A 24593-nucleotide genomic window follows, 5' to 3' on the forward strand; every position below is an offset into this window, starting at 1 on the left:
TCCTTGTCCCCGCCCCCCGGTTCCGGGCATCAGATCACCAGGCCGCCGTCGACAGGCAGGACCTGCCCGGTGACGAACGACGCGGCGTCGGAGGCGAGGAAGACGAAGGCCGGGGCGACTTCCTCAGGCTCGGCCCACCGGCCCATGGGGATACGGGCGAGCATGGGCCCGGCGAACTTCTCGTGCGTACGGATGGTTTCCGTCATCGGCGTGGCGGCCAGCGGTGCCACGGCGTTGACCGTGATCTGCTTCCGCGCCAGCTCGCGGGCGAGCGACTTGGTCATCCCGATGATCCCGGCCTTCGCGGCGGAATAGTTGACCTGGCCGAGCGTGCCGGTGAGCCCGGCGGACGAGGTCACGTTGATGACGCGTCCGGTACCGCCCACGGGCAAGAACGGCAGCGCGGCCTGCGCGCACCGGAACGCGCCCATCACATGGATGTCGACGAGCCGCGTGACGCTCTCCTCGGTGAGGTCCGCGAACATGGCCGGCGCGGTGACACCGGCGTTGTTCACGAGGATGTGGAGGCGGCCGTCGGCGAGTTGAGCGGCCCGCGCGCAGGCGGCGTCGGCGGCGGCCCGGTCCCGTACGTCGAGAACCGCGCTCTCCGCCTTGCCGCCTCCGGCGCGGATCCTCGCGGCGCTCGCCTCGGCCGCCACGTCGTCGAGGTCCGTGACCAGCACGGTGGCGCCGGCCCGGGCGAGTGCCTGCGCCACGGCGGCACCGATGCCCGCCGCGGCGCCGGTGACGAGGGCCGAACGGCCGGTGAGCGCAAAGGGGTTGGCGGCGTCCGCCACGGTGCGACCTCCTGGGTCCGGCGATGAAAGGGCTACGACGGGCTGCATCGACGGCCCGGGGACCGGGCCGATCGGGCCGGTCGACGGCGCGTGAGCCGATCGGGCTACTTCGACGCGGCTGCGACCGCCCGCTGCGCCCGCTCCCGGTACCCGGCGAGCTTCTCGGCGGGCGCGACGAGCCGGTGGCTGCGCGACTGGACGCTCACGTCGTGCCCGACCGCCGCCGCCCGCAGCGCACCCACCGTCGCCTGCTCGCGCGGCACATGCGAGAAGGGGTCGAAGGAGAACCAGCGCATGGCGTTCGCGTACGTCATCTTGTTGATCTCGTCGTCCGGCACCTGGCAGGCGTCCATGACCCCGCCCAGCTCCTCGGGCGCGCCGGGCCACATGGAGTCGCTGTGCGGGTAGTCGGCCTCCCAGCAGATGTTGTCGATGCCGATGTCGTGCCGCAGCCGCACGCCCAGCGGGTCGCTGATGAAGCAGGTCAGGAAGTGCTCGCGGAAGACCTCGCTCGGCAGCTTTCCGCCGAAGTCCTGCAACGTCCAGGTGGAGTGCATCTCGAAGGTCCGGTCGACACGCTCGAGGAAGTACGGGATCCATCCTGTGCCGCCCTCGGACAGCGCGATCTTCAGGTCCGGGTAGTCCTTGACGGGCTTGGACCAGAGCAGGTCGGCCGCGGCGGTGACGATGTTCATCGGCTGCAGCGTGATCATCACGTCCGGCGGGGAGTCGGCGGCCGGGATGGTGAGCCGGCCCGAGGAGCCGATGTGCACGGACATCACGGTGTCGGTGTCGACTAGGGCCTTCCACAACGGGTTCCAGTACGGGTCGTGGAAACTGGGACAGCCGAGGGCGGCCGGGTTCTCGGTGAAGGTGAGCGAGTGGCAGCCCTTGGCGGCGACCCGCCGCACCTCGGCCGCGCACAGCTCCGCGTCCCATATCGCCGGCAGCGCCATCGGGATGAAGCGGCCAGGGTAGGCGCCGCACCACTCGTCGATGTGCCAGTCGTTGTACGCGCGCACCAGGGCGAGTGAGAAATCGGGGTCCTCGGTGGCGAACAGGCGGGCTGCGAAGCCGGGGAACGAGGGGAAGTTCATCGAGGCGAGCATGCCGCCCGCGTTCATGTCCTTGATGCGTTCGTGCACGTCGTAACAGCCGGGCCGGATCTCGTCGAGACCCTGCGGCTCCATGCCGTACTCCTCCTTCGGCCGCCCGGCCACCGCGTTGAGCGCGGCGTTCGGGATGACCGTGTCGCGGAAGGTCCACACGTCGGTGCCGTCGTCCCGGTGCACCAGGCGCGGGGCGTCGTCGCGGTACTTCTTCGGCAGGTGGTTCACGAACATGTCGGGCGGCTCGATGATGTGGTCGTCGACGCTGATCAGGATCATGTCGTCCCGGTGCATGACGGGCCTCCAAGCGCGTACATACGCATGAGTACGAAGGTGTGCGGGGCGGGCTCAGTCGGACGCGGGCAGCGGCTTGGCCGCCTTGATCTCCATCACCGTGCCGTCGCAGGCGAGCGGCCCCCTGCCCGCGGCGGTGCACAGCAGCTCCAGGGAGCCGGAGGCGTCGACATAGCGCTTGCCGATGAGAGTGCCGGCGTTCTGGGTTGCGGGCGCGGCTGTGGCCGCGGGCGCCGCTTCGGCCGCCGGCACCATCGGCTCACCTCCGCAGGTGAGCCGCGGACGGGCGTCGGCCTGCGCCTTCACCACGACCACACGGGTACCGCAGACGGTGCTGGCCAGTTGCGCTCCGGGGCGCAGCCCCAGGGCCGGTGACGTCATGCCGACTTCCCTTCCCCTGACGGACAGGATTCCCCTCTCAGTAAACGGAAACTATCTTCTCCTCATCCGCGAATCAACCATTCGTACGCAACATTGCGCGATACGCGGGGCATTTCCGCCGAGCAGACCCGACTCCCGCCCCCGGTTTGCACGTTGACGCCACACCACCCCCGTGGAACCCTGAAGAGAACCGCCGAGAACAGCATTCTCACGTTCGAGAACGGAGTGAACAGGTGACCTCACCCCGCCCGACCGACGACCTCATGGAGATCCACCAGCTCCTGGCCCGCTACGCGGTGACGATCACCCAGGGTGATATCGACGGCCTGCTCGAGGTGTTCACCGAGGACGGGACGTACAGCGCCTTCGGCGAAACCTACCCGCTCTCCGACTTCCCCGCGCTGGTCGCCGCCGCGCCCAAGGGGCTGTTCCTCACCGGCACCGCGCTGGTGGAGCCGGCCGGGGACAGCGCCACGGGCACCCAGCCGCTCTGCTTCGTCGATCACGCCACCCACGAGTTGCGCATCGGCTACTACAACGACACCTACCGGCGCACGGAACGCGGCTGGCGGCTGCACACCCGCGCGATGACCTTCATCCGCCGCAGCGGCGCCCACGACTCCGGTCGTCCGCACGCCTTCGACCCGGCGGGCGCGTGAACGCCCAGGAGAGCTGTAAGATCGCGCAGTTCCGCGCGGACCTGACCGCCTGGCTCGACGCGCACGACCTCACACCGGATCCCACCGATCGCTCCCTGGACGCCCAAGTGGCTCAACTGGCGCGGGTGCGAAGGGCGCTGTACGAGGCCGACTGGATGCGCCACGGCTGGCCCGCGTCCGTCGGCGGGCTCGGCGGACCCGCCGTCCTGCGGGCCGTGCTCGGCGAGGAGGTGGCCACCCGCGGCCTCGCGGAGCCCGGCATCTACTCCATGGTCGAAGTGCTCGCGCCGACGATGATCTCGTACGCCTCGCCGCAACTGGCCGCCGAAATGGTCCCGTTGCTGCTCGGCGGCCGTGAGCAGTGGTGCCAGGGCTTCTCCGAACCGGGCTCCGGCAGCGATCTCGCCTCGCTCGCCACCCGCGCCCGGCCGCGCGGCGACGACTGGGTGGTCTCCGGCCAGAAGGTCTGGACCAGCCTCGCCCAGTACGCCGCCCGCTGCGTGCTGCTCACGCGGACGGGAGAGCCCGGGCACGGCGGCATCACCGCCTTCTTCGTCGACATGGACTCCCCGGGCATCACAGTCCGTCCCCTGCGCACGATGCACGGCGTCGACGAGTTCGCCGAGGTCTTCTTCGACGACGTGGTGGTGCCCGGCGCACGGATGCTCGGCCGGCCGGGCGACGGCTGGCGCCTGGCGATGGACCTGCTGCCGCACGAGCGTTCCACCTGCTTCTGGCACCGCATCGCCCACCTGTACACGCGCCTTGACCGTCTCATCGAGGAGTGCCGCGCCCCGGACGACGCGGCCGTCGGCGAGGCCTATCTGGCCCTGCACACCGCGCGCTCCCGCTCCTACGCGACGCAACGGCGGCTCGCGGACGGTGCGGCGCTCGGCCCGGAGACCTCGGTCGACAAGGTCCTTCTTGCCACCGCCGAGCAGCAACTGTTCGACACCGCACGGGACTTGCTCCCGGGTGCGGTCGAACTCACGGACGCGGACGACACCTGGCGCACCGAGTTCCTGTACTCGCGCGCGGCGACCATCTACGGCGGCACCGCCGAGGTACAGCGCAACATCGTCGCCCGGCGGCTGCTCGGCCTCGGCAAGGAGTGAACCCGGATGAGCGCTGACACAACCGAATTGGACCTGCTCGCCGAGGCCCTGCGCAAAACGATGACCGACCACACGGGCGCGGCCCTGGATGCCGCACTCGACGGCATGGGCTGGCGGGACATGCTCACCGAACTGCCGTATGAGACGGTCCCGCTGGTCTTCCGTCTGCTCGGCGAGACGGGCGCGCACGCCTCCGTGCTCAACGACGTGGTGCTCCACGAGGCGGGCCGCCCGCAGGGCGGCAGCGTGCCCCTTCCCTACGTCGGCGGTTCCCAGGTCGTCTGGGAGCGCGGCACCGATCTCACGCCCGCCGATGCACTGGACCAGGAACTGCCCTGGCGTCTCACCCCCACCGGGACCGACGCGCCGCCTCTCGCCGCGGGCCGCCGAGCCCTGGCCTGGTGGCTGACCGGGACGGCCCGCGCCATGCTCGCCCTGGCCCGTCAACACGCCGTGGACCGAACGCAGTTCGGTCGCCCGATCGCCTCCTTCCAGGCCGTACGCCACCGCCTGGCGGAAACCCTGATCGCGATCGAGGGCGCCGAAGCGGCTCTGACCGTGGCGGACGACGACCGCGGCGACCTGAGCTCCCTGCTCGCCAAGGCCGCCGCGGGCCGCGCGGCCCTGACCGCCGCCCGCCACTGCCAGCAGGTCCTCGGCGGCATCGGCTTCACCGCCGAGCACGCCCTGCACCGGCACGTACGGCGGGCGTACGCACTGGACGGACTGCTCGGCAGCGCACGGGAGCTGACCCGCGAGGCGGGCGCCCGGCTCCGAAGCGAAGGCAGGGCCACGCGGATCGCGCAGCTGTGAGAATCTCGCGGACCGCCCCATTGCTGGGAGCCGCGCGGACCGCCCCATTGCAGGGAGCCGCGCGGACCGCCCGTTTGCAAGGACGACCCGCGCAGCCCGCCCCGCTCAGGCGTTGAAGCGATAGGACCCCGCCTTCGCCCGGTACACCTTGTACGCCGCACCGCCCGAGGTGTCGTCCCGTACATACCGCACGCCGTCCGGGGCGCTCACCGGCTTGCCCTGCGTCGGCACCCAGATCTCGGCGTCGGCGTTGTACGGCACGGTCACCGCCAGTTCGATCCGGCCGTCCGCACGCCGGTGCCACTGCGAGGACACCTCACCGCGCACCGTTTTGATCGAGGCACTCACCCGGTCCAGGGGTGCGGGCGAAAGGTCGAGATCCGACGTGTCCACCGGGACACGGCTGTTGACGGCCACGGCAGGGATGTACGGGCGGATGCGCAGGGTCTCGTACGCGGTCGAGGTCGGCTTGATGCCGGCCAGGCTCTGGTAGAACCACGTGGCCACGTTGGAGCGGTAGTGGTGGTTCACGGACAACCGCTCCTGCCACTCCTCCCACAGCGAGGTGGCGCCCCGGGCGATCTGGTGGACGTAGCCGGGCTCGCCGGTCTGGGTGACGGCCTTGAGGGCGATGTCGGTGTAGCCGTACTCGCTGAGGATGTTGAACTCGTAGCGCGAGCCGTACATGTCGTTCTGCAGATGGTGGTCGGCGGCCACGATGCGGTCGGCGAGCAGCTTGGCCAGGGCCTTCTCGTTCTCGGCGAGCTTCTTCGTGCCGGGCAGGTAGCGGGGGTCGGCGCTGCTCAGGTCGGAGCCGGGAACCAGGTCGAAGGCGAGGGCCATGGCGTTCTCGCTGGAGATGCTGCCCTGGGTGAAGTGACCGAGCTTCTCGTCCCAGTAGTTGGCGATGAACGCCTTGCGCAGGGTCTTGGCCAGCTTGCCGTAGTGGGCGCCTCGTTCGGTGCGTCCGATCATCTTGCCCACCTCCGCCATGTAGTCGCAGAAATGGATGTAGTAGGCGAGGCTGATCACGGCGTTGCTGCCCTTGGGCTCCGCTCCGGAGTACGCGCCGAGCGCGGCCTCGAACCGGTAGCCGTTCTCCGCCGTGAACAGGAGCTCGTACGTCTTGAGCAGCCGGTCCTGGTGCTCGTACAGCTCGGCGAACAGGCTGCTGTTGCCGTAATACGCGTACAGCTCCTGCGGAATGACGAAGTATGCCGAGTCCCAGGCAGGCACGGCCTTCCATGCCTTGTCCCAGCCGGGCGTGCGGTCGTACCCGTAGGCGCCCTTCGCGACGGGGACGATCATCGGCAGCTGGCCGGTGGAGATCTGTGTGTCGGGGAAGTGGCGCAGGAAGGTGGTGAAGACGCCGTTGACGTCCCAGGTGAGGGACTGCGACTCGGAGCTGGCCATGGCGTCGCCGGTCCAGCCGTTCTTCTCGCGCGAGGGCGTGTCGGTGGGCTTTTGGACGAGGTTGTTCTGCTCGGCCCATTCCAGGTTCCGCTGGATCCGGTTGAGCAGCGCGTTGTCCGTGGTGAACGTGCCGGTGCGGGCGAAGCCGGTGCGCGCGACGGCGACCGTGAACAGCTCGGCGTCCCGGTCGAGCGACGGTTTGCGGCCGAGGACGGCCTCCAGGTTGTGTATCTCCAGGCAGCGCATGCCGAAGTGGCTGAACTGCTGCTCCCACGACTGCCGCGGCCTGCCGCTGAGGGTGTAGTAGTGCGTCTGGAGATTGGCGTCGTGCTGGAAGTTTTCCTCCTCGACGTCCAGCGGCGACGCGGACGTCCCCGCACCGCCGGTGATGCGGTTGCTGCCGCGGATGCGCAGGGTGAGACCGGCCTTCTGGGGGCTGATGCCCGCGAGTTCCAGGCGTACGAAGCCGGTCACGATCTGCCCGAAGTCCACGACCCACACGCCTGAGCCGGGCGCGGTCTCCTTGAAGGAGACGGCCTTGAGCACCTGGTTGACGAGGACCGGCTCGGACTCGTGCGCGCGCAGGACGGCCGGGGTGAAGCCTTCGGGGAGCTTCGTGGCGGGCAGCGGACCGTGGTGCTTCGGGGCCGGGCCCGAGCAACTGCCCGGCGGGATCAGGACCGTGGCCGGGCGCCACTTGCGATCGGGCCGGTAGTCCGGCGAGCGCCACGCGCCGAGGAGGTGGGCGCGGCGTGCGTCGTACTTCTCGCCGGAGTAGACCGAGTCGAAGGTGGTGGGCCCGTCCGTGGTCAGCCAGTCGTCGTCGGTGACAAGGGTCGTGGCGGAGCCGTCGGTGTACGTCACCTCCAGCTTGGCCCGCATCCGGGGCTGACCTGCGTAAGGGGCGAGCTGCCAGTACCACTCGTTGGGTGTGGTCACGCCGTACCAGCCCCGGCCGAGCTCGGCGGCGAGCACGTTCTCGGTGCCGGGCCGCAGCAGCCCCGTGACGTCGAAGGTGTTGTAGAGGACGGTGCGGTCGTAGGCGCTCTGGTCGGTGAGCAGCCGGGGGACGTTGGCGCCGTCCGCGGCCGCCCGTTTGCCGTCGGTGGTGAGCGGATCGCCGTTGACAGTGAACGACACGTTGCCGGCCGCGCTCAGGTGCAGGCGGGCCCTCTCGATCCGTCGCCCTCGCGGCAGCGTCAGGGTGCGCCGCAGGAGCGGGGCCGGGTTGGCCATGGGCAGCATCACGTTCCTGGCGGGGATGTACGAGTTTCTCGGCGGGAAGGTCAGGCCGTCCAGCGTGCCAAGTCCGCTCTCGAACGGGTTGGCGCCCGTGGACAGGTCGGCGGAGAAGTCGGCCGCACCGGTGCCGGTGACGTCCACGCTGCGGACCGTCGCGGAACTCGCGCCGCCGAAGCCCACCGAACCGTGCCGGCGGATCTGGTCACCGGTGAGCGTACGGCGGTCGATCTCCTCGCCGTTGACGGTCGTGGTGACGGTGAGGCCTTCCGCCCGCACCACCACCGTGTGATCGCGGGCCGTCCAGGTCTCGGGCGTGAGCCCGGTCGAGGCCGGTACGGCGACCGTCGCGATCGCGACGGTGCGCGTGCCCGAGGCGGTGGGGTTGGTCTCGCTCTGCGGGTCGTAGTGGTCGACGCCCCAGTCCGGTTGCGAGGCGCCGTCGTCGACCCAGGTGTTGCCCGCGTAGTGGCTGGTCTTCATGACCAGGTGGAAGGTGTCGGCATCCGGGGCCTTGCGCAGGGTCCAGCTGAGCGCCTCGCCCCAGGTCTTGCCGATGGGCTCGGCCCGCAGCAGCAGCGTCAGTCCGGTCGCGGCATCCGCCCCGCCGCGGAAGACCACCGTGTACGCCAGGTCCTGCCAGTCGTGGGCCTGATCGGCCCGGCCCCCGATCCAGCGCGCCTTGTCCCAGTCCCTCTCCCCCTTCAGCAGACCGGTCTCCCAGCGCGCGGGTTCGCTCCATCCACCGGGCACGCCCCTGTCGTCCCAGGTGCGCACACGCCAGTGGTACGCCTGCTCCGACCGGAGCGGCTCCTTGCCCCCGTAGACCACCTCTGTGCTCGCCGAGCCGCGTATCTTGCCGCTGCGCCACACGTCGGAGCGGCCCGGCGCGGTGCCGACCTCGATCTCGTAGGCGCTCTGCCGTTCCACCGGGGGGATCCAGCTGAAGGCCGGCGCGGTCTGCGTCCCCAGTGGGGCCACCCGGGATCCGACCTGCAGGGCCACGGGCGCGGAACCCGCTCCCCGGCCGGAGTGGCTGAGGGCGCCGGCCGCCGCCGCGGCCCCGGAGGCGGTCGTCAGCGGGGTTGCGGTGCCGGCGGCCGCGGCCGTGATGATGCCGAGCAGATGACGGCGGCTGAAGGTACTTCTGTGGTCCTCGGACACGGCGGCGGCCCTTCGTTCTCTTGAATCGATTCAATCCCTGCCAGGCGGTAAGTTTACGAACACCCCGAGTGCAGCACAACGCTCACGACGACCACATTTCCGCGCACTTTAAGGCGGTTGACTTCCACCACCCACCATGCTTCGATTCCCGTCGTACGGAAACGCCATTCTCACAGCACGCAACAACCCTCTCGTACGGGTGGTGTCGTGGTGCAACTTTCCGTGAAGGAGCGGATCCTGCTGGCCGCGGAGCGTCTTTTCGCCGAGCGCGGCCTCGACGGGGCCTCCCTGCGACAGATCAGCGCGGCCGCCCACAACGGCAACAACACGGCGGTGCAGTACCACTTCGGCTCGAAGGAGCGCCTGATCCAGGCGATCTTCGAATACCGCCTACGGGATCTCAACGAACGCCGCGCCGCCCTGATCGCCGGCCGGCGTCCGCAGGATCTGCGCACCTGGGTGGAGTGCCACATCGTCCCGGTGCTCGAACAGGGCGAACGGGAGGGCAGCCACTACCTCAGCTTCGTGGCGAAACTCCAGCAGCACGGCCGGCGGGACGTCCTCGACCGGCTCGCACCCGAGCTGCTCGCACCGACGCACGTCTTCCGCGAGCGGGCCGGGGCGCTGCTGCCGCACCTGCCGGAGCCACTGCGCGGCCATCGCATCGCCCACGCGATGGCGTTCAGCGTGCACGCCGGGGCCGAGCGCGAGCAGAGCCGGGCCCGTGACGAGGAGGTACTGCCGTACGCCGTCCACGTCGGGGATCTCCTAGACGGCCTGGTCGGTTTCCTGCGGGCGCCGGTGTCGTCGGTCACCGCGTCGGCCCTGGCGGGAGCGGGGGCGCGTGAGATCGCGCTCCCCGTCCACCCCTAGGCCCTCGCACCACTTCGACCAGTTTCACCAACCGCCCGTACATCAGAGGGAGTTCGATGACGATGGATCTACGGGACGCCGTGACGGTCGTGACCGGTGCCGGCAGCGGGATCGGGCGAGCCGCCGCGCATGCCTTCGCCCGCCGGGGCGCGCGGGTGGTGGTCACCGACCTGGACGCCGAACGGGCAAAGACGGTCGCCGCCGAGCTCGCCGAGCTGGGGCCGGACGGTGCACGTGCTGTCGCCGCCGCGTGCGATGTCACCAGCCTCGACGACCTGCGTGCCGTACGGGAACTCGCACTGGAGCGGTTCGGGCAGGTCGACCTGGTGATGAACAACGTCGGCATCCTGGCCGTCGGCCCCGTCGAGGACATCCCGCTCGAAGCGTGGCAGCGCGTCATCGACGTGAACCTGCTGAGCGTCGTACGCAGCAACCTCGTGTTCCTGCCGCTGCTCCTGGAGCAGGGGTCCGGACACGTGGTCAACACCGCCTCCACAGCAGGCCTGTTGCCCTACGGACACGACCGTCTTCCGTACACGGCGACGAAGCACGCCGTCGTCGGACTCTCCCAGGCCCTCGCGCTCTCCCTGCGGCCGCGCGGCATCGGTGTCTCCTGCCTGTGCCCGGCCGGAGTGGCCACCAACATCGTCGAGCAGATCACCTTCTACGGGGAGCCGGCACCGCCCAAGGGGCCCCAATTCCCTGTCCTGGACGCCGAGTCGGTCGGCGAGCTCGTCGCTGACGGTGTCGGCGAGGGTCGGTTCCTCATTCTCACCGCTCCCGAAGCCGCGGACGAACTGCGCGAACTCGGAGCTGACGTCGACCTTTACCTGTCCCGACTGATCAAGGACTCCTCATGAACGCACCGAGCAGCACCCTCGACCGGATGAGCCTGGGCGGCAAGGTCGCCGTGATCACCGGCGGCGCCGGTGCCATCGGCCAGGTCTATGCCCGCGCACTTGCCGAGGCCGGGGCGCGGGTCGTCCTCGCGGACCTCGACGCCGACGGCGCCGAACGGGCCGCCAAGTCACTGTCCGCCGACGGGCTGCACGCGCTCGGCGTACGGGTGGACATCACCGACCGGGACTCCGCGGCCGAGATGGCACGGCAGGCCGTCGACGCCTTCGGCGGGATCGACATCCTCGTCAACAACGCCGCGCTGATGGCCGACATCCCCCAGGTCGACCTCCTCGACCTGCCCGGCGAGTGGTTCGAGCGCGTCATGCGGGTCAACGTGTTCGGCGCCATCGTGTGCGCGAAGGCGGTCAAGGCCTCGATGGTCGAGCGCGGCGGCGGGCGGATCATCAACCAGGTGTCGGCCGGTGCGTTCATGGGCGGCGGGATCTACGGAGTGAGCAAGCTCGCGCTGGTCAACGTCACGGTCGGGCTTGCCCGTTCGCTCGGTCCGCACGGGATCAACGTCAACGCCATCGCACCGGGGCTCGTGGAGAACGAGCCCGGTTTCAAGAGCCTGCCGGCCGACCACCCGGCGCGCGCCGCGCTCGCCTCGGCCATCCCGGGCAAGAAGTCCGCCCCGGCCGATGACCTGCTCGGCACACTCCTGCTGCTCGCCTCGGACGCCGGCGTGTGGATCAACGGGCAGACCATCAGCGTCGACGGCGGCTGGGTCACCCGGCTGTGAGCCGGGGTCACGACGGTTCCGTAGACGGTTCCGCAGGAGGAAAGGGGCACACCGTGAGCGACGAACTCGGCGTCACCGGACCGCTGGTGAACGGCACCTGGCTCGAGAAGACATCCATCGGCACGATCGACCACGTCAATCCGGCGACGGCCCGCGTCAACGGCTCCGTGCTGTTGTGCGGCCCGCAGGAGGTCGACGCGGCCGTGGCCGCCGCGAAGGACGCGTATCCCCAGTGGCGGGCCATGTCCCCGGACAAACGCCGCCGCATCCTGCAGCGCATCGAAGAGCTGATGCTCGCCCGGGTGGCCGAACTCGGCCGCCTCACCACGCTCGAACTCGGCGCGCCCATCGCCGTCTCGTCGGCGCTCGCGTATCTGTGCTCCGGCTGGTTCGGGTACTACGCCGGCTGGGCGGACAAGATCGAGGGGGCGACGATCCCGCCGAGCCCGGTCATGGCCCCGGGCCTCGACTACACCGTCCCGGAGCCGTACGGCGTCGTGGGGATCATCCTCACCTGGAACGGCCCGATCATGTCGGTCGGGATGAAGATCGCCCCTGCGCTCGCCGCCGGGAACTGTGTGGTCGTCAAGTCGCCCGATCTCGCGCCGTTCACGGTGGCGAAGTTCGCGGAGATCGCGCTGGAGGCCGGGTTGCCGCCCGGCGTGCTGCACATCCTGCCCGGTGGTCCCGAGGCCGGTGAGCACCTCGTGCGTCATCCGGACGTCGGCATGATCTCGTTCACCGGCGGCGTACCGACGGCCAAGAAGATCCTCGACTCCGCCCGTCACACCCTCAAGCCGGTGCTGCTCGAACTCGGTGGCAAGACGGCGAGTGTGGTGTTCCCCGACGCCGACATCGACGCGGCCGTCACGGAGACCGTCCGCTCCTGCTTCAACCTGTCCGGTCAGGGCTGCAACCTCACCACCCGGATGCTGGTCCACCGCGAGGTGTACGAGCGGGTCGTCGAGGCCGCCGGGGTTGCCGCGAAGGCCCTGACCGTCGGGGATCCGTTCGCACCGACGACGGCGCTGGGTCCGGTGGTCGGTGCTCAGGCGCGGGACAGGATCCTCGGTGTGATCGACAGGGCGGCGTCCGACAGCCGGCTCGTCGCCGGCGGTCACGCCGTCGACAAGGCGGCGCTCCCGCCTCAGGTACAGGGCGGTTTCTTCGTCGAGCCGACCGTGCTCGCCGATGTGGACCCGGGCAGCGAGGTCGCCCGGCACGAGGTGTTCGGCCCGGTCCTGTCGATCATCCCGTTCGACACGGAGGAGCAGGCCGTCGAGCTGGCCAACTCCACCCCGTACGGCCTCGGCGCGGTCCTGTTCACCCACGACGTGGCGCGGGTGCAGCGCATCGTGCCGCGGCTGCAAGCGGGCACGGTGCATGTCAACGGGCCGTCAGGGCAGCCGCCGGGGGCTCCGTTCGGCGGGTACAAGCAGAGCGGTCACGGCCGTGAGGGCGGCAAAGAAGGGCTGTACGAGTTCCTGCAGACCAAGAACGTCTTCATTCGCGCCTAGGGAGTCAGGGAGCCCTGATGGACGTATCGTCGGAGATGTCAGTGGATGCATCGGCACAAGAGGGCCGTGGGGAGCAGACCGCGGCCGAGGTTCTGGGATCGGCTGGACTTCCCTCCTCACAGACGCCGTTCGGCCGTGCGTCCCGTGACTTCCTGTACGGGCAGGTGTGGTCGCGTCCGGGTCTGAGCCGGCGGGACCGGCGCTTTGTCACGCTCACCTGTGTGGCGGCCGCCGACGCGCCGGAGCCGATCGAGGAGCAGGTGCGCGCGGCGCTCGCGAGCGGGGACATCTCGCTCGACGAGATGCTCGAACTCGTCCTGCACTTCGCGGTGTACTGCGGCTGGCCCAAGGCCTCCCATCTGGAGGGCGCCATCGCCCGCCAATGGGACCGCATCCACCGCTAACGCGGTGAACCCACTCCTCCCTGGCCCGAGCTGGACAACCTCACGCTCGGACCCGGCGACATGGACAAGCGCATCGCGCGCGGCGTGGAGGAGTTCATCGACGTGAACCTCACGCCCGCGCCGCCGGTCAACTCGCCCTACCGGCAAGCCGGCATCCTGAACTTCGTGTTCGGCCATGTCTGGCAGCGCCCCGGTCTCACCCGCAGGGAGCGCCGGATCATCACGGTCGCCAGCGTCGCGCTCGACGACTCGCCCGTTCCCCTGCGCACGCATGTCGCGGCGGCCCTGCACTCCGGCGACATCACCAAGGAGGAGATGGACGAGATCGTCCTGCAGTTCGCGGCCTACTACGGCTTCGCGAAAGGCGATGCGCTCGCGGACTCGGTGGAGGCGGCGTGGGCCGGGCGGCCCGCGTGACGCGTCACGGCCATGCGTGAGATCGCCGCGCGGCTTACAGCCTGGGACCGGGCGGGCACCCGCTTCGCCCTGGCGACCGTCGTCTCGATGAGCGGCAGCGCGCCCCGCGCACCGGGCGCCACCATGGCGGTGTCCGAGACCGGAGAGGTGCTCGGGAGCGTGTCCGGCGGGTGCGTCGAGGGCACCGTCTACGAGCTGTGCCAGGAGGTGCTCTCGACAGGCGCGGCCATGCGGGAGAGCTTTGGTCACTCGGACGACACGGCGGTCGCGGTGGGCCTGAGCTGCGGCGGCACGATCGAGGTATATGTGCAGCCACAGCCGCCGTCCGCCGTGCTCGATGCCGTGGCCGACCGGACACCCGTCGCCGTGGCGCAACTCCTCGACGGCAGCGGCGCGATCCTGGCCGTCGGCCCCGAGCAGGTCCGCGGATCCACGGGGGCGGCGGAGGTGGACGCCGTGATCGCCGCCGAGGCGCGCGCCATGCTGGACGTCGCGGCGAGCGGCATCCGCGCGGTGCGCTGCCGCCCGGGTACGGAGGTGTTCATCACCTCGTACGCACCGCGTCCACGGCTCCTCGTGTTCGGTGCGACGGACCACGCCGGGGCGGTCGCGTCGTTGGGCGCTTTCCTCGGATACGAGGTCACGGTCTGCGACGCCCGCTCGGTGTTCGCCACGCCGGCGCGCTTCCCGGACGCGGATCAGGTGGTGGTCGACTGGCCGCACCGTTTCCTCGCCCGCACACCGGTCGATGGCCGCACGGTCGTCGTGGTCCTCACCCACGACGCCAAGTTCGACGTGCCGCTGCTCGAAGTGGCGCTGCGGCTGCCGGTCGCGTACGTGGGGGCGATGGGCTCCCGGCGCACGCATCACGAGCGCCTCGACCGGCTGCGCGAGGCGGGCCTCACCGAGCGGGAACTCGCCCGGCTGCGTTCGCCGATCGGCCTCGACCTGGGAGCACGTACGCCCGAGGAGACCGCGGTAGCCATCGGGGCGGAGATCGTCGCGGTGCGGCGGGGCGGTGGCGGGCTGCCGCTCCGGGACACGCACGGGCCCTTGCACCACGACCCGTACACGCCCTGGGGGACCCACCAGTCCGCTGGATTCAAGAACGTTGAGCATCACGGGAGTTGAACGGTGGCGTCATCCACTGCGTCGAACAGTCGACCGCTGTCCCCGCCCGGTCTGCCGATCGCACTCGACCGCGCCGCGTCCTTCTACGGCGGCGGCCGGGTGGTGACCGGCGGCTCACCCTGGGGCGTCGCGCGCATCAAGGCGGCCGCGCTGCCCCAGCTCGCCGCCCTCCGGCGGGCGGGCCGGCACGGCCTGACACCGGACACGACGGTGGGGCGCGCCCTGGCCCGGCAGCTGCTCGACCGCGGCCTCGCGCACCCCGTGCCCCCGACGCGCGGCGGGCCCCATCCGGTCACCGTGGTCGTCCCCGCGTACGGACGCACAGCCGAACTGGCCCGCTGCCTTGCCGCGTTGCGCGGTCTGGAGGTGATCGTCGTCGACGACTGCTCACCGGATCCCGCGGCCGTGCGGGCGATCTCCGAGGCGCACGGGGCCCGTCTGGTCCGGCACGCGGTCAACCGAGGGCCCGCGGCGGCGCGTACCACCGGCGCCGCACTCGCGACCACGCCACTCGTCGCGTTCGTCGACTCGGACTGCCGCCCCGAGGAGGGCTGGCTCGACCTGCTGGTCCCCGCCTTCGACGATCCTCAGGTCGCGGCCGTCGCACCGCGGATCCTGCCGGATGTTCCGTATCCCCCGATGGGCCTGCTCGCCCGCTACGAGGCCGCGCGTTCCGCACTCGACCTGGGCCGTGAGCAGGCCGTGGTGCGCCCTGGCGCACGGGTCGGCTTCGTGCCCACAGCCACACTGGTCGTGCGCACGGACGTCCTGTCCCAGGTCACGTTCGACGAGGAGTTGCGGCTCGGCGAGGACGTCGACTTCGTCTGGCGGCTGCACGACCACGGGTTGCACGTGCGCTACCAGCCGCGCGCCCGCGTCCTGCACACGCCCCGGCTCGCGTGGCGAGAGGCGCTCAAACGCCGTCACGAGTACGGGACTTCGGCGGCCGCACTGGCCGAACGCCACCCCGGCCGGGTCGCACCGGCCCGCCCGTCCGCGTGGAATCTGCTGACGCTCGGCCTCCTGACCCATGGCCGCCCGGGCGCCGCGGCGCTCAGCACGCTCACGTCCGCGGCGCTCCTTCGTCGCCATCTGTCGGACACCCCCGCCGCGACGGAACTGAGCGCATCCGTGGTGGCGCAGGGCCTGGTCGCCGACTCCATGGCGCTCGGACTCGCCCTGCGCCGCGAGTGGTGGCCCCTGGGCCTGCTGTGCCTGGGCGCGGCGCCCAGCAGCCGCACCGCCCGGGCGGCCACGGCGGCCATGCTCGCCCCCGTCCTCGCGGAGTGGGTGGCGCGCCGGCCGCCCCTGGACCCCGTGCGCTGGACGGCCCTGCGCTGCCTGGACGACCTGGCGTACGGCACGGGCGTGACGGCCTCGGCCTGGCGCCATCGCGCCCTCGCGCCGCTGCTGCCGAAGGTGGGCCTGCCTTTTGTGCGCCGGTCCGCCGCGAGTCGCGCCAAGGACTCACAAGCCGTGTAGACCCGCCTGTCCACAGCGACCAGGCCCACGGCCAGGAAGCCGAACGATGGTTACTGCTCTCCCAATTCCACAGCGACGGCGACGCGGGGATGGAGTGGGGCGACGTGGCTGCGCTCTACTGGCTCATCCGCCCCGAGGACCTCGCCGCCCACCGCTTCGGCCAGGTCCCGCTGACCATGCAGTGCATGTGAGCCGGCCCTGAGCAGGTCGTTCACCTCGTGTGCTGCTTCTGGTTTGCGCCCATTCCTCGGCGGGAACGACGGGCCGCCAGGGTCTTGATCGCACCAGGGCGGCACGAAGCACCACGCCTCGCAGCCGCCCCGGTTCCCTCAGTCGTCAGGCGGAAAGACCGCCTTCCCGGACTCCGCGTCCGCGATCGAGATCGCCTCGATGGGGCAGGACTCGGCGACCTCCAGGACCTCCTCCGATGCCGGCAGGACCTCCGCGGTGGCGCGGCCCTGGCCGGTCGTCTCGTCGAGCTGGAACTCCTGCGGCGCGGAGGCCGCGCACAGCCCCGTACGGACGCACATGCGCGGGTCGACCTTGACTCTCCAGTGCTCGGTCATGAGCGGGCTCCCTTACTCAACTCCCCATCGCCCTCAGGGCTTCTGGATGACGAGCGGCAGCGTCTTCCAGCCCCGTACGGTCGAGGTCTGGGCCAGCTCCGCGCCCTCCCAGTCGACCTCCCAGGCGGGGAAGCGCCGCAGGATCTCCTCGGCCGCCACCTTTCCCTCCAGGCGGGCGAGCGCGGCGCCCAGGCAGTAGTGCGCGCCGACGCCGAACGACATGTGCTGCGACACCCGGTGGATGTCGAAGACATCCGGGTCGGGGAAGCGGTCCGGGTCGCGGTTGGCGGCGGCCTGGATGAAGAGGATGGCGCTGCCGGCCGGCACGGTGGAGCCGTGCAGCTCCACGTCCCGGGTCACATAGCGGGCTGTGAACGGTCCTGTCGGCTCGAAGCGCAGGATCTCCTCGATGGCGTTCGGGATGAGGGCGGGCTCGGCCACCAACTCCCGGCGGGCCTCGGGGTAGCGGGCCATCAGCGCGCCGAACCAGCCGATCAGCCGGCCGGTCGTCTCATTGCCCGCGCCTGCGACCACGGTGCAGTACGTGAGGACTTCCTCGTCGGTGAGGGTGCGCCGGGTGCCGTTCTCGTCCTCGAACTCGGCGGTCATCAGCTCGGTCATGAGGTCGTCGGACGGGTGCTTCTTGCGCCAGTCGATGTAGTCCTGGAACCCCTCGGCGTTGAGGATCTCGCCGGAGTCGATGCGACCGCCGTCCCCGGTCTCCAGGGTCGCGTCGGTCCGGTCCCGGTAGCGCACCTGGTCGGCCTCGGGGATGCCGAGGAGCATCCCGATCACACGCATCGGCATCTCGGCGCCGACGGCCGCCACGAGGTCGAAGCGGTCGGCTCCGGTGACCGGTTCGAGGACGCGCTCGCAGTACGCCCTGATCCTCGGCTCGAGTTGTGCGATACGGCGTGGAGTGAAGACGCGGGCGAGCAGGCGCCGGTGGATGTCGTGGACGGGCGGGTCCTCGAAGATCAGGGTGCCCGGCGGCAGTTCGATGTCCGCCTGGATGATCTCCAGGATGTCGCCGCGCGCCGAGGAGTACGTCTGCCAGTCGGCGAGGCCGCGCTGGCAGTCGGCGTAGCGGCTGACCGCGTAGAAGTCGTGCCGCTCGTTGTAGTAGAGCGGGGCCTCTTCGCGCAGGCGCGCGTAGACGGGATACGGGTCGCGGGCCAGGGCCGCGTCGAAGGGGTCCCAGTAGACGGGCTCGGTGGTGGTGTCGGCGACGGTCATTTCAGCATGGCTCCCGCGTCGATGACGGTGGTGGTCCCGGTGACGAAGCGCCCGTCGTCCGAGGCGAGGTAGAGCACGGCGCCGCTGATGTCGCGCGGCTCGACCCATGGGGTGGGCAGCAGGTGCATGCTCTGCGAGACGGCGGCGAAGTCGTCGACCGTGGGGTTCTCCAGGTCCGGACGGAACATCCGGTACGTGTCCTCGTGCATGACCATCGGTGTGTTGACCTGGGAGGGGTGAATGGAGTTGACCCGGATGCTGTGCTCGCCGAGCTCCCAGGCAAGGGTGCGCATCAGGCCCACGACGCCGTGCTTGGCGGCGATGTAGTGACCGATGTTGGCGTGGCCGCGCAGACCGCCGACGGAGCTGGTCAGAATGATCGAGCCACCGCGTCCGCCGGCGACGATGTGCGGGATGGCGACCTTGGCGGTGAGCCAGACGCCGGTCAGGTTGACGTCGATCATGTCGCGCCAGGTCTTCTCGTCCATGGCGTCCAGGCGGGCCCCGTCGCTGCCGAGGCCCGCGTTGGCACAGACGATGTCGAGCCTGCCGAACTGGGCGACACCCTCGTCGACGGCGGCCTTGAGCGCGTCGTGGTCGCGTACGTCCGCCTGCACGGCGTGGATGCGCCGCCCCAGCTTCTGCACCTGGTTGACCGTCTCGTCGAGATCCTCGGGCGTCGACATGGGGAACTTGACGCCGTCGAGCTGCTTGCAGACGTCGATCGCGATGATGTCGGCGCCTTCTTCGGCGAGACGGATCGCATGGCTGCGGCCCTGTCCTCGCGCCGCGCCGGTGATGAAGGCGACCTTTCCTTCTACGCGTCCGGGCATGGGGAACCTCGTTTCTGGCTGGACGTGCTCGGGTGAAGGACGTGCGGGTGGGTGTGCCTGTGGCTTTACGCAGCTGGCTTTAGTCAGCGCGGCGGCGCCGGGCGCGCAGGCGGCCGAGCGTGAGGATCAGCAGGGCCGCGGCCACGAGCGGCGCCATCCGCTTGACAGCCGTGGCGCCGGTGGCCTCGATCAGGTCCAGTGGTGCGGCGGAGGGCGCCGGAGTGGGTGAATGCGCGGCCGGTTCGGGTGAGTTGGCCGCGATTTCGGCGGCGAGGTTCTCCGGCGAACCGTTCCATGAGGGCGCCGGACACCTCGGCGAGGGTGCCACGGCCGAACTGGGCCGGCTTTCCGGTGATGCTGAGGTCGGTCTCCACGTGCACGGCGGTACGGCCGCCACCGGCGTCGCTGAGGCGGCAGGTGACGAGAGCCTTCGCGGTGCCGTTGCCGCGCGCCTCGCGACCGCCTGCCTCCAGGACGACGACCTTCGCCTGCTCGTCACGCTTGAGGAAGGTGACCGTGCCGCTGTAGGTGAGCGCGATGGGGCCCAACTTCACTTTGATCCGGCCGCGGTGTTCGTCGCCGTCGCTCGCGGTGAGCGTCGCACCGGGCACACAGGGCGCAACGCGCTCGACGTCGAGCAGGACCTGCCAGGCGTCGTCGACGGCGACGGGGATGCTGAGGGTGTTCTCCAGCTTCACAGCGCCTCCTCCCCCCCTCAAGCCGTGTCCTGTGCCGCGGCCCGGACGGCGTTGACGATCCCCTGGTAGCCGGTGCAGCGGCACAGGTTCCCGGTGAGTGCCTCGCGGATCTCCTCGTCGGTGGGTTTGGGATTCTCCGCCAGGAACGCGGTCACCGAGACGACGAATCCGGGGGTGCAGAAACCGCACTGCAACCCGTGATGCTCCCTGAACGCCGCCTGCACCTTGGACAGTTCACCGTCCGGCCCTGCAAGACCCTCGACGGTGGTCACCTCGCCGCCGTCGGCCTGCACGGCGAACACCAGGCAGGCGCGGACGGGTTCGCCGTCGAGCAGCACGGTGCACGCGCCGCAGACGCCGTGCTCGCAGCCGAGGTGGGTCCCGGTCAGGGAGCAGGTGACGCGCAGGAAGTCGGCGAGGGTGAGCCGGGGCGCCACGGCCGCCCGGCGGCCGGCGCCGTTGACCCGTATGTCGATCTCGATGGTCTCCGCATCAGTCATGGAGTGCCTCCTGTACGGCGCCGTGCCAGGCGCGGGCGACCATCGCGGCGCCCACACGAATGCGGTAAAGGGCCGATCCGTGCAGATCGGAGGGGACGGAGTCGAGGTCTTCGGTCGCGAGCCGGCCGATGTCCTCGGCGTCGGTCCCCAGCGGGTCCGTGCCGAGCAGAGCGGTCTCGGCCGCTGTGGCCCGCCGCGCGGTCGGGCCGAGCCCGAACAGGCTGATGGCGCACCGGTCGAGACGGCCCGCAGGGTCCACGCGGAGTGCGACCGTGGCACCGGCGATGGCGAAGTCCCCGCTCCTGCGGGCGAACTCCTCGACGGCGAACCCGCACCGCCCGCTCCACACCGGGAACCTGACACCGGTGAGCAGCTCGTCCTCGGCGAGGGCCGTGGTCCAGACACCGTTGAGAAAGTTCGCTGCCGGGATGGTGCGCCGGCCACGCGGCGAGAGCGCTTCCAGCTCGGCGTCCAAGGTCAGGGCCACCGCCGGATACTCGGCCGCGGCATCGGCGTGCGCCAGCGAGCCGCCGACGGTGCCCCGGCTGCGAATCTGGAAGTGACCGATCAACGGGGTGGCACGGGCAAGGAGCGGAACCGCGGCGCGCACCTCCTCCGACCGCTGCACGGCGGCCTGAGTGGTGGCCGCCCCGACCCACACGGTGTCGTCGTCCCGGCGCTCGATCCCGCGCAGTTCGTCGAGGCGGCGCAGGTCGACGAGGTGGCCTAAGGACGCCAGGCGCAGGGCCAGCATGGGGACGAGGCTCTGCCCTCCCGCGATGACCTTCGCCTCGTCCCCCCACTCCCCCAGCAGACCGACGACCTCGCCGGGAGTCTCGGGGGCGTGGTACCTGAAGGGTGCCGGCTTCACGAGCGTGCCCCCTGCCCCTGCCGCTGCCTGTCGATGAGTCCCACGATCGAGGCGGGGGTCAGCGGCAGTCGCTCGATCCGTACGCCGAGCGGGGCGAGCGCGTCGGCGACCGCGTTGACGACGGCGGGCGCGGAGCCGATCGCGCCGCCCTCGCCGACTCCCTTGTAGCCCCCGGGCCCGGGGCTCGGCGTCTCGACATGGCCCACTTCGATGACCGGCACCTCGGTGGCCGTGGGCAGCAGATAGTCCATGAACGTGGTCGACACGGGGTTGCCGTCCGTGTCGTAGGCGAGCTCCTCGTAGAGCGCGCCGCCGATGCCCTGGACGGTGCCGCCGTGGATCTGGCCCTCCACCACGCTGGGGTTGATCATCGGGCCGCAGTCCTCGCTGACGATGTACCGCAGGAGTTTCACCTCTCCGGTGACCACGTCGACTTCGCAGGTGCAGACGTGGGTGGCGTTGGCCCAGATCATCAGGTGCGGGGTGTGGTAGCGCCCGCTCGCTTCGAGCCCGGCGGGCACTCCGGGCGGCAGGGCGTGCACCTGGTAGTACGCGATGTCGGCTATCTCCGCGAGGGACAGTGACCCGTCCGCGCCCTTGGCCGCCGCCTGTCCTCGCTCGAACTCGACGTCCTCCAGCGGCACTTGCAGCCGGTGCGCCGCGATGGCGCGGATGCGCTCCCGCAGCACCCCGGCCGTCTCCTCGATGGCCCCCGCCGTCATGGGCCCCGAGCGGCTGCCGCCGGTGCCGGCTCCGTACGGTGTGATGGCCGTGTCGCCCTGCACGGTGCTGACGTCCTCGATGGCGACGCCGAGCGCGTCGGCGGTGAGCTGGACGACCGTGGTCTCCAGGCTGTTGCCGCAGGACCCGCCGGCGACGTAGATATTGACCTTGCCGGAGGGCTCGACGCGGATCGTCGCCCCCTCGGTGGCGTGGAACGGCGTGGCGCCGGCGGTCGGTTCGACGTAGGTGCACGTGCCGACGCCGAGGTAGCGGCCCTGCTGCCGGGCCTGTTCCTGCTCCTTGCGGAATGCCTCGTAGTCGAGCATCTGCAGGGCCTGCTCGAAGGTCTCGCGCGGGGAGATGTGGTCGTACGGCATCCCGTTGAAGTTCGCCGTGGGCAGCTCGTCGCGGGTGAGCATGTTCCGGCGGCGTAACTCCACCGGGTCGAGGCCGAGTTGGCGGGCCGCGGTGTCCAGGAGCGTTTCGCGGGCCATGGACTCGTACTGCCAGGGGCCGCGGTAGGCGACGCGGCCGCTGGTGTTGGAGTAGACGAAGCGCGACGAGAACGTGCCTTCCGGGATGCGGTACGGGCCGGGGAAGAGCATCCCGACCGCGATGCCGCTCTGCACGGGGGACGGCGTCGGGTACGCACCGGCGTCCTGGACGTGGTCGAGCGTCGCGGCCAGGATGCGGCCGTCCTCGTCGAGGGCGATGCGCGCCTCGCCGTGTTCGTGGCGTGCCTGGCCTGCCGCGAGGAGGTGCTCCTGGCGGTCCTCGATCCACTTGAGTGCGGCGGGCAGCTTGCGGGCCGCGAGCATCACGCACATGTCCTCGCGCTGCGGCAGGACCTTCTGTCCGAAGCCGCCGCCGGTGTCCCGCATCACGACCCGCACCCGGTGCTCGGCGATGCCGAGCAGCCGCGCGCAGAAGGACCGGACCTCGTGCGGGGACTGGGTGGAGGCCCAGATGCTCATCTCCCGGCCGGCCGGGGCCCATTCGGCGACGATTCCGCGGGTCTCCATCGGGACCGGGCCGTGCGACTGCTGGTACAGGGTCTGGGCGACGACGTGCGGCGCGCTAGCGAAGACGGGATCGAGGTCGGCCATCGGGCGTCCGCCGAGCTGACCGACGAGGTTGTCGGGATGCTCCGCGTGCACGGACTCCGGAGAGTCGAGGGCTGTCGTGTAGTCGACGACAGGCGCGAGCGGGTCGTAGTCGACGACGACCACCTCCGCGGCGTCCTCCGCGAGGTAGCGGTCGTCGGCCACGATCATCGCGACCGGGTCGCCGACGAAGCGCACTTCGCCCTCGGCGAGCGGCGGACGCGGAGTGTCCGGGTCGTCGCGTCCGTTGAGCGTGTACCACTGCTCGTGGACGCCGGGGTTGAGGTCGGCGGCGACGAACACGGCGTGCACGCCGGGGAGTTCGCGGGCCTCGGAGGCATCGATGCGGAGGATGCGGGCGCGCGCCATCGGGCTGCGCACGAAGCACACATGGAGCATGCCGGGGCGTACGACGTCATCGACGTAGGTGCCCGTGCCGGTCAGGAGTCGCGCGTCCTCGACGCGCGGGGTGCGGGTGCCGGCGTATGCGGCGGCGCGCCCGGTTGGTGCCATCGGTCCGTTCCTCCGTTCACGTGCGGAACTCAGGAGCTGAACTCAGGGGGGCGAACTCATGTGCTGTGCTCACGTGCTGAACGAGTGTTCAACTGAGGTGCTGAACGACTGTTTAACACCCGCCGTTCGAGGGCGTCAAGCACAATGACGGGTATGACTGCCACGCCTCGCCGGATGGGTGCCGAGAACTCCAAGACGCGTCTGCTGCTGCTCGACACCGCACAGCGCCTGATGCTGGAGGAGGGGTACGCGGCCGTCGGCGTACGGCGCGTTGCACGCGAGGCCGAGGTGGCGCCGGCCCTGGTCCTCTACTACTTCCGCACGCTCGACGACCTGTTCCTCGCCATGCTGCGGCGGCGCGCGGACAAGGAACTGGAGCGCGCCGAGCGGCTGCTGAGCGGACCGCAGCCGCTGCGGGCGCTGTGGCGGCTCAGCAGCCATCCGGGCAACGCCCTGACCACGGAGTACGCGGCCCTCGCCAACCACCGCAAGGAGATCCGCGCCGAGCTGGCCGCGATCTCGGAGCGCTATCGCGAAGTCCAGCTCGAAGCCCTCACGCGCGGCCTCGAACAGGCGGGCACCCAGCTGCCGGCCGGGATGTCCCCGGCCGTGCTGCTCGTGCTCACCAACGCTGTCGGCCGCAACCTGATGATGGAGCGGGCCCTGGGCATGACGACCCGGCACGAGGAGGCCCTCGCCTTCGTGGAGCAGGTGCTCCAGGAGTACGAGGGCGACCCCGCGCGGGCCGCCGAGCGGTGAGGCTCCGCTCAAGCTACCCGGCAGTGAGTTCCGCGCAAGCCGCCGAGCAGTGAGGCTCCGTCAGCTCTCCGCGCCCGAGGTCTTGAGACCGCCGAGCCCCCGCCGGCGTCGCCGCAGTTCGTGCGCGGCCGCCTTGGGCTTGCGGTCGCGGGTGAAGACGCCCTTGCGGTTGCCGTCGACGCGGTGGGTGCCGTGGGCGGGCGGAAGTCGGCGAAGTTCCAGACGTGTTCGCCCACGACCGCCTCGATCCGGTCGAACGCCCGGTGGCTCGCGGCCGGATAGGCGGCCTGGTACTCCTCCGTCCACGGCTGGTCCCCCACCGAGTGCAGACCGGGCATGGT

Annotated in this window: 24 protein-coding genes; 13 read left to right on the forward strand and 11 right to left on the reverse strand. The window is 70.7% G+C overall.

Annotation, left to right across the window (positions count from 1 at the left end; genetic code table 11):
* Positions 1-29: 29 nt before the first annotated feature.
* The 3 genes from M2157_RS00220 to M2157_RS00230 form a co-directional block, all read right to left on the reverse strand.
* Positions 30-797, reverse strand: a complete 768-nt coding sequence (locus M2157_RS00220) for an SDR family NAD(P)-dependent oxidoreductase (protein ID WP_280859711.1) — start codon at positions 795-797, stop codon at positions 30-32.
* Between the two features lie 104 nt (positions 798-901).
* Complete coding sequence (locus M2157_RS00225; protein WP_280859712.1) at positions 902-2200, reverse strand: amidohydrolase family protein; 1299 nt, start codon at positions 2198-2200, stop codon at positions 902-904.
* A gap of 54 nt (positions 2201-2254) precedes the next feature.
* The gene (locus tag M2157_RS00230) at positions 2255-2581 is read right to left on the reverse strand and encodes a hypothetical protein (protein WP_266447863.1); all 327 of its coding nucleotides are present in this window, start codon (positions 2579-2581) and stop codon (positions 2255-2257) included.
* 233 nt (positions 2582-2814) lie between these two features.
* Here M2157_RS00230 and M2157_RS00235 point away from each other — a divergent pair, with 233 nt between their 5' ends.
* The 3 genes from M2157_RS00235 to M2157_RS00245 are packed head-to-tail and all read left to right on the forward strand — an operon-like array spanning position 2815 to position 5168.
* Positions 2815-3240, forward strand: coding sequence for a nuclear transport factor 2 family protein (locus tag M2157_RS00235; protein WP_280859713.1), 426 nt, complete (start codon positions 2815-2817; stop codon positions 3238-3240).
* A complete protein-coding gene (locus M2157_RS00240; RefSeq protein WP_280863959.1) occupies positions 3237-4355 on the forward strand; it encodes an acyl-CoA dehydrogenase family protein in 1119 nt (372 codons plus the stop codon). Before M2157_RS00235 ends, M2157_RS00240 begins: the two co-directional genes overlap by 4 nt.
* A gap of 6 nt (positions 4356-4361) precedes the next feature.
* Positions 4362-5168: an acyl-CoA dehydrogenase family protein gene (locus M2157_RS00245; RefSeq protein WP_280863960.1), complete on the forward strand. Its 807-nt coding sequence runs from the start codon at positions 4362-4364 to the stop codon at positions 5166-5168.
* A 105-nt stretch (positions 5169-5273) separates the two neighbouring features.
* On the opposite strand, the gene M2157_RS00250 is transcribed toward M2157_RS00245, so the two are convergent.
* Positions 5274-8984, reverse strand: a complete 3711-nt coding sequence (locus M2157_RS00250) for a family 78 glycoside hydrolase catalytic domain (RefSeq protein ID WP_280863961.1) — start codon at positions 8982-8984, stop codon at positions 5274-5276.
* 207 nt (positions 8985-9191) lie between these two features.
* On the opposite strand from M2157_RS00250, the gene M2157_RS00255 reads away from it, so the two are divergent.
* The 9 genes from M2157_RS00255 (at position 9192) to M2157_RS00295 (ending at position 16641) form a co-directional block, all read left to right on the forward strand.
* Positions 9192-9857 carry a TetR/AcrR family transcriptional regulator gene (locus tag M2157_RS00255; protein ID WP_280859717.1) on the forward strand — a complete coding sequence of 222 codons (666 nt, stop codon included), beginning with the start codon at positions 9192-9194 and terminating at the stop codon, positions 9855-9857.
* Between the two features lie 62 nt (positions 9858-9919).
* Entirely contained in the window at positions 9920-10717 is a 798-nt protein-coding gene (locus tag M2157_RS00260) for an SDR family oxidoreductase (RefSeq protein ID WP_280863962.1), read from the forward strand.
* Complete coding sequence (locus M2157_RS00265) at positions 10714-11499, forward strand: SDR family oxidoreductase (protein WP_280863963.1); 786 nt, start codon at positions 10714-10716, stop codon at positions 11497-11499. The genes M2157_RS00260 and M2157_RS00265 overlap by 4 nt, the downstream gene beginning before the upstream one ends.
* 53 nt (positions 11500-11552) lie before the next feature.
* On the forward strand, positions 11553-13016 hold the full coding sequence (locus M2157_RS00270) for an aldehyde dehydrogenase family protein (RefSeq protein ID WP_280863964.1): 1464 nt from the start codon (positions 11553-11555) through the stop codon (positions 13014-13016).
* A gap of 17 nt (positions 13017-13033) precedes the next feature.
* Complete coding sequence (locus M2157_RS00275) at positions 13034-13420, forward strand: carboxymuconolactone decarboxylase family protein (protein WP_280863965.1); 387 nt, start codon at positions 13034-13036, stop codon at positions 13418-13420.
* 60 nt (positions 13421-13480) lie between these two features.
* Positions 13481-13837, forward strand: a complete 357-nt coding sequence (locus tag M2157_RS00280) for a carboxymuconolactone decarboxylase family protein (RefSeq protein WP_280863966.1) — start codon at positions 13481-13483, stop codon at positions 13835-13837.
* Between the two features lie 12 nt (positions 13838-13849).
* Positions 13850-14968: an XdhC family protein gene (locus M2157_RS00285; protein WP_280863967.1), complete on the forward strand. Its 1119-nt coding sequence runs from the start codon at positions 13850-13852 to the stop codon at positions 14966-14968.
* Positions 14969-14971: 3 nt separating this feature from the next.
* A complete protein-coding gene (gene mftF / locus M2157_RS00290; RefSeq protein WP_280863968.1) occupies positions 14972-16450 on the forward strand; it encodes a mycofactocin biosynthesis glycosyltransferase MftF in 1479 nt (492 codons plus the stop codon).
* Complete coding sequence (locus M2157_RS00295) at positions 16351-16641, forward strand: DUF1963 domain-containing protein (protein WP_280863668.1); 291 nt, start codon at positions 16351-16353, stop codon at positions 16639-16641. The genes mftF and M2157_RS00295 overlap by 100 nt, the downstream gene beginning before the upstream one ends.
* Positions 16642-16779: 138 nt before the next feature.
* Here M2157_RS00295 and M2157_RS00300 read toward each other — a convergent pair whose 3' ends face one another.
* The 7 genes from M2157_RS00300 to M2157_RS00330 all read right to left on the reverse strand — a co-directional run bounded on the left by M2157_RS00300 (position 16780) and on the right by M2157_RS00330 (position 23493).
* On the reverse strand, positions 16780-17016 hold the full coding sequence (locus M2157_RS00300) for a ferredoxin (protein WP_280859724.1): 237 nt from the start codon (positions 17014-17016) through the stop codon (positions 16780-16782).
* A gap of 33 nt (positions 17017-17049) precedes the next feature.
* Positions 17050-18252: a cytochrome P450 gene (locus tag M2157_RS00305; RefSeq protein WP_280863969.1), complete on the reverse strand. Its 1203-nt coding sequence runs from the start codon at positions 18250-18252 to the stop codon at positions 17050-17052.
* Positions 18249-19085 (reverse strand): mycofactocin-coupled SDR family oxidoreductase, encoded by an 837-nt coding sequence (locus M2157_RS00310; RefSeq protein ID WP_280863970.1) that lies wholly within the window; start codon positions 19083-19085, stop codon positions 18249-18251. Before M2157_RS00310 ends, M2157_RS00305 begins: the two co-directional genes overlap by 4 nt.
* Positions 19086-19168: 83 nt before the next feature.
* The gene (locus M2157_RS00315; protein ID WP_280863971.1) at positions 19169-19783 is read right to left on the reverse strand and encodes an SRPBCC family protein; all 615 of its coding nucleotides are present in this window, start codon (positions 19781-19783) and stop codon (positions 19169-19171) included.
* A gap of 17 nt (positions 19784-19800) precedes the next feature.
* Positions 19801-20283: a (2Fe-2S)-binding protein gene (locus tag M2157_RS00320; RefSeq protein ID WP_280859728.1), complete on the reverse strand. Its 483-nt coding sequence runs from the start codon at positions 20281-20283 to the stop codon at positions 19801-19803.
* The gene (locus tag M2157_RS00325) at positions 20276-21154 is read right to left on the reverse strand and encodes an FAD binding domain-containing protein (protein WP_280863972.1); all 879 of its coding nucleotides are present in this window, start codon (positions 21152-21154) and stop codon (positions 20276-20278) included. The genes M2157_RS00320 and M2157_RS00325 overlap by 8 nt, the downstream gene beginning before the upstream one ends.
* Positions 21151-23493, reverse strand: coding sequence for a xanthine dehydrogenase family protein molybdopterin-binding subunit (locus M2157_RS00330; RefSeq protein ID WP_280863973.1), 2343 nt, complete (start codon positions 23491-23493; stop codon positions 21151-21153). The genes M2157_RS00325 and M2157_RS00330 overlap by 4 nt, the downstream gene beginning before the upstream one ends.
* A gap of 153 nt (positions 23494-23646) precedes the next feature.
* Here M2157_RS00330 and M2157_RS00335 point away from each other — a divergent pair, with 153 nt between their 5' ends.
* The gene (locus M2157_RS00335; protein WP_280859731.1) at positions 23647-24252 is read left to right on the forward strand and encodes a TetR/AcrR family transcriptional regulator; all 606 of its coding nucleotides are present in this window, start codon (positions 23647-23649) and stop codon (positions 24250-24252) included.
* The last annotated feature ends 341 nt before the right edge of the window (positions 24253-24593 follow it).

Source organism: Streptomyces sp. SAI-127, assembly GCF_029894425.1.
In the GTDB taxonomy this organism is placed as follows: Bacteria; Actinomycetota; Actinomycetes; order Streptomycetales; family Streptomycetaceae; genus Streptomyces.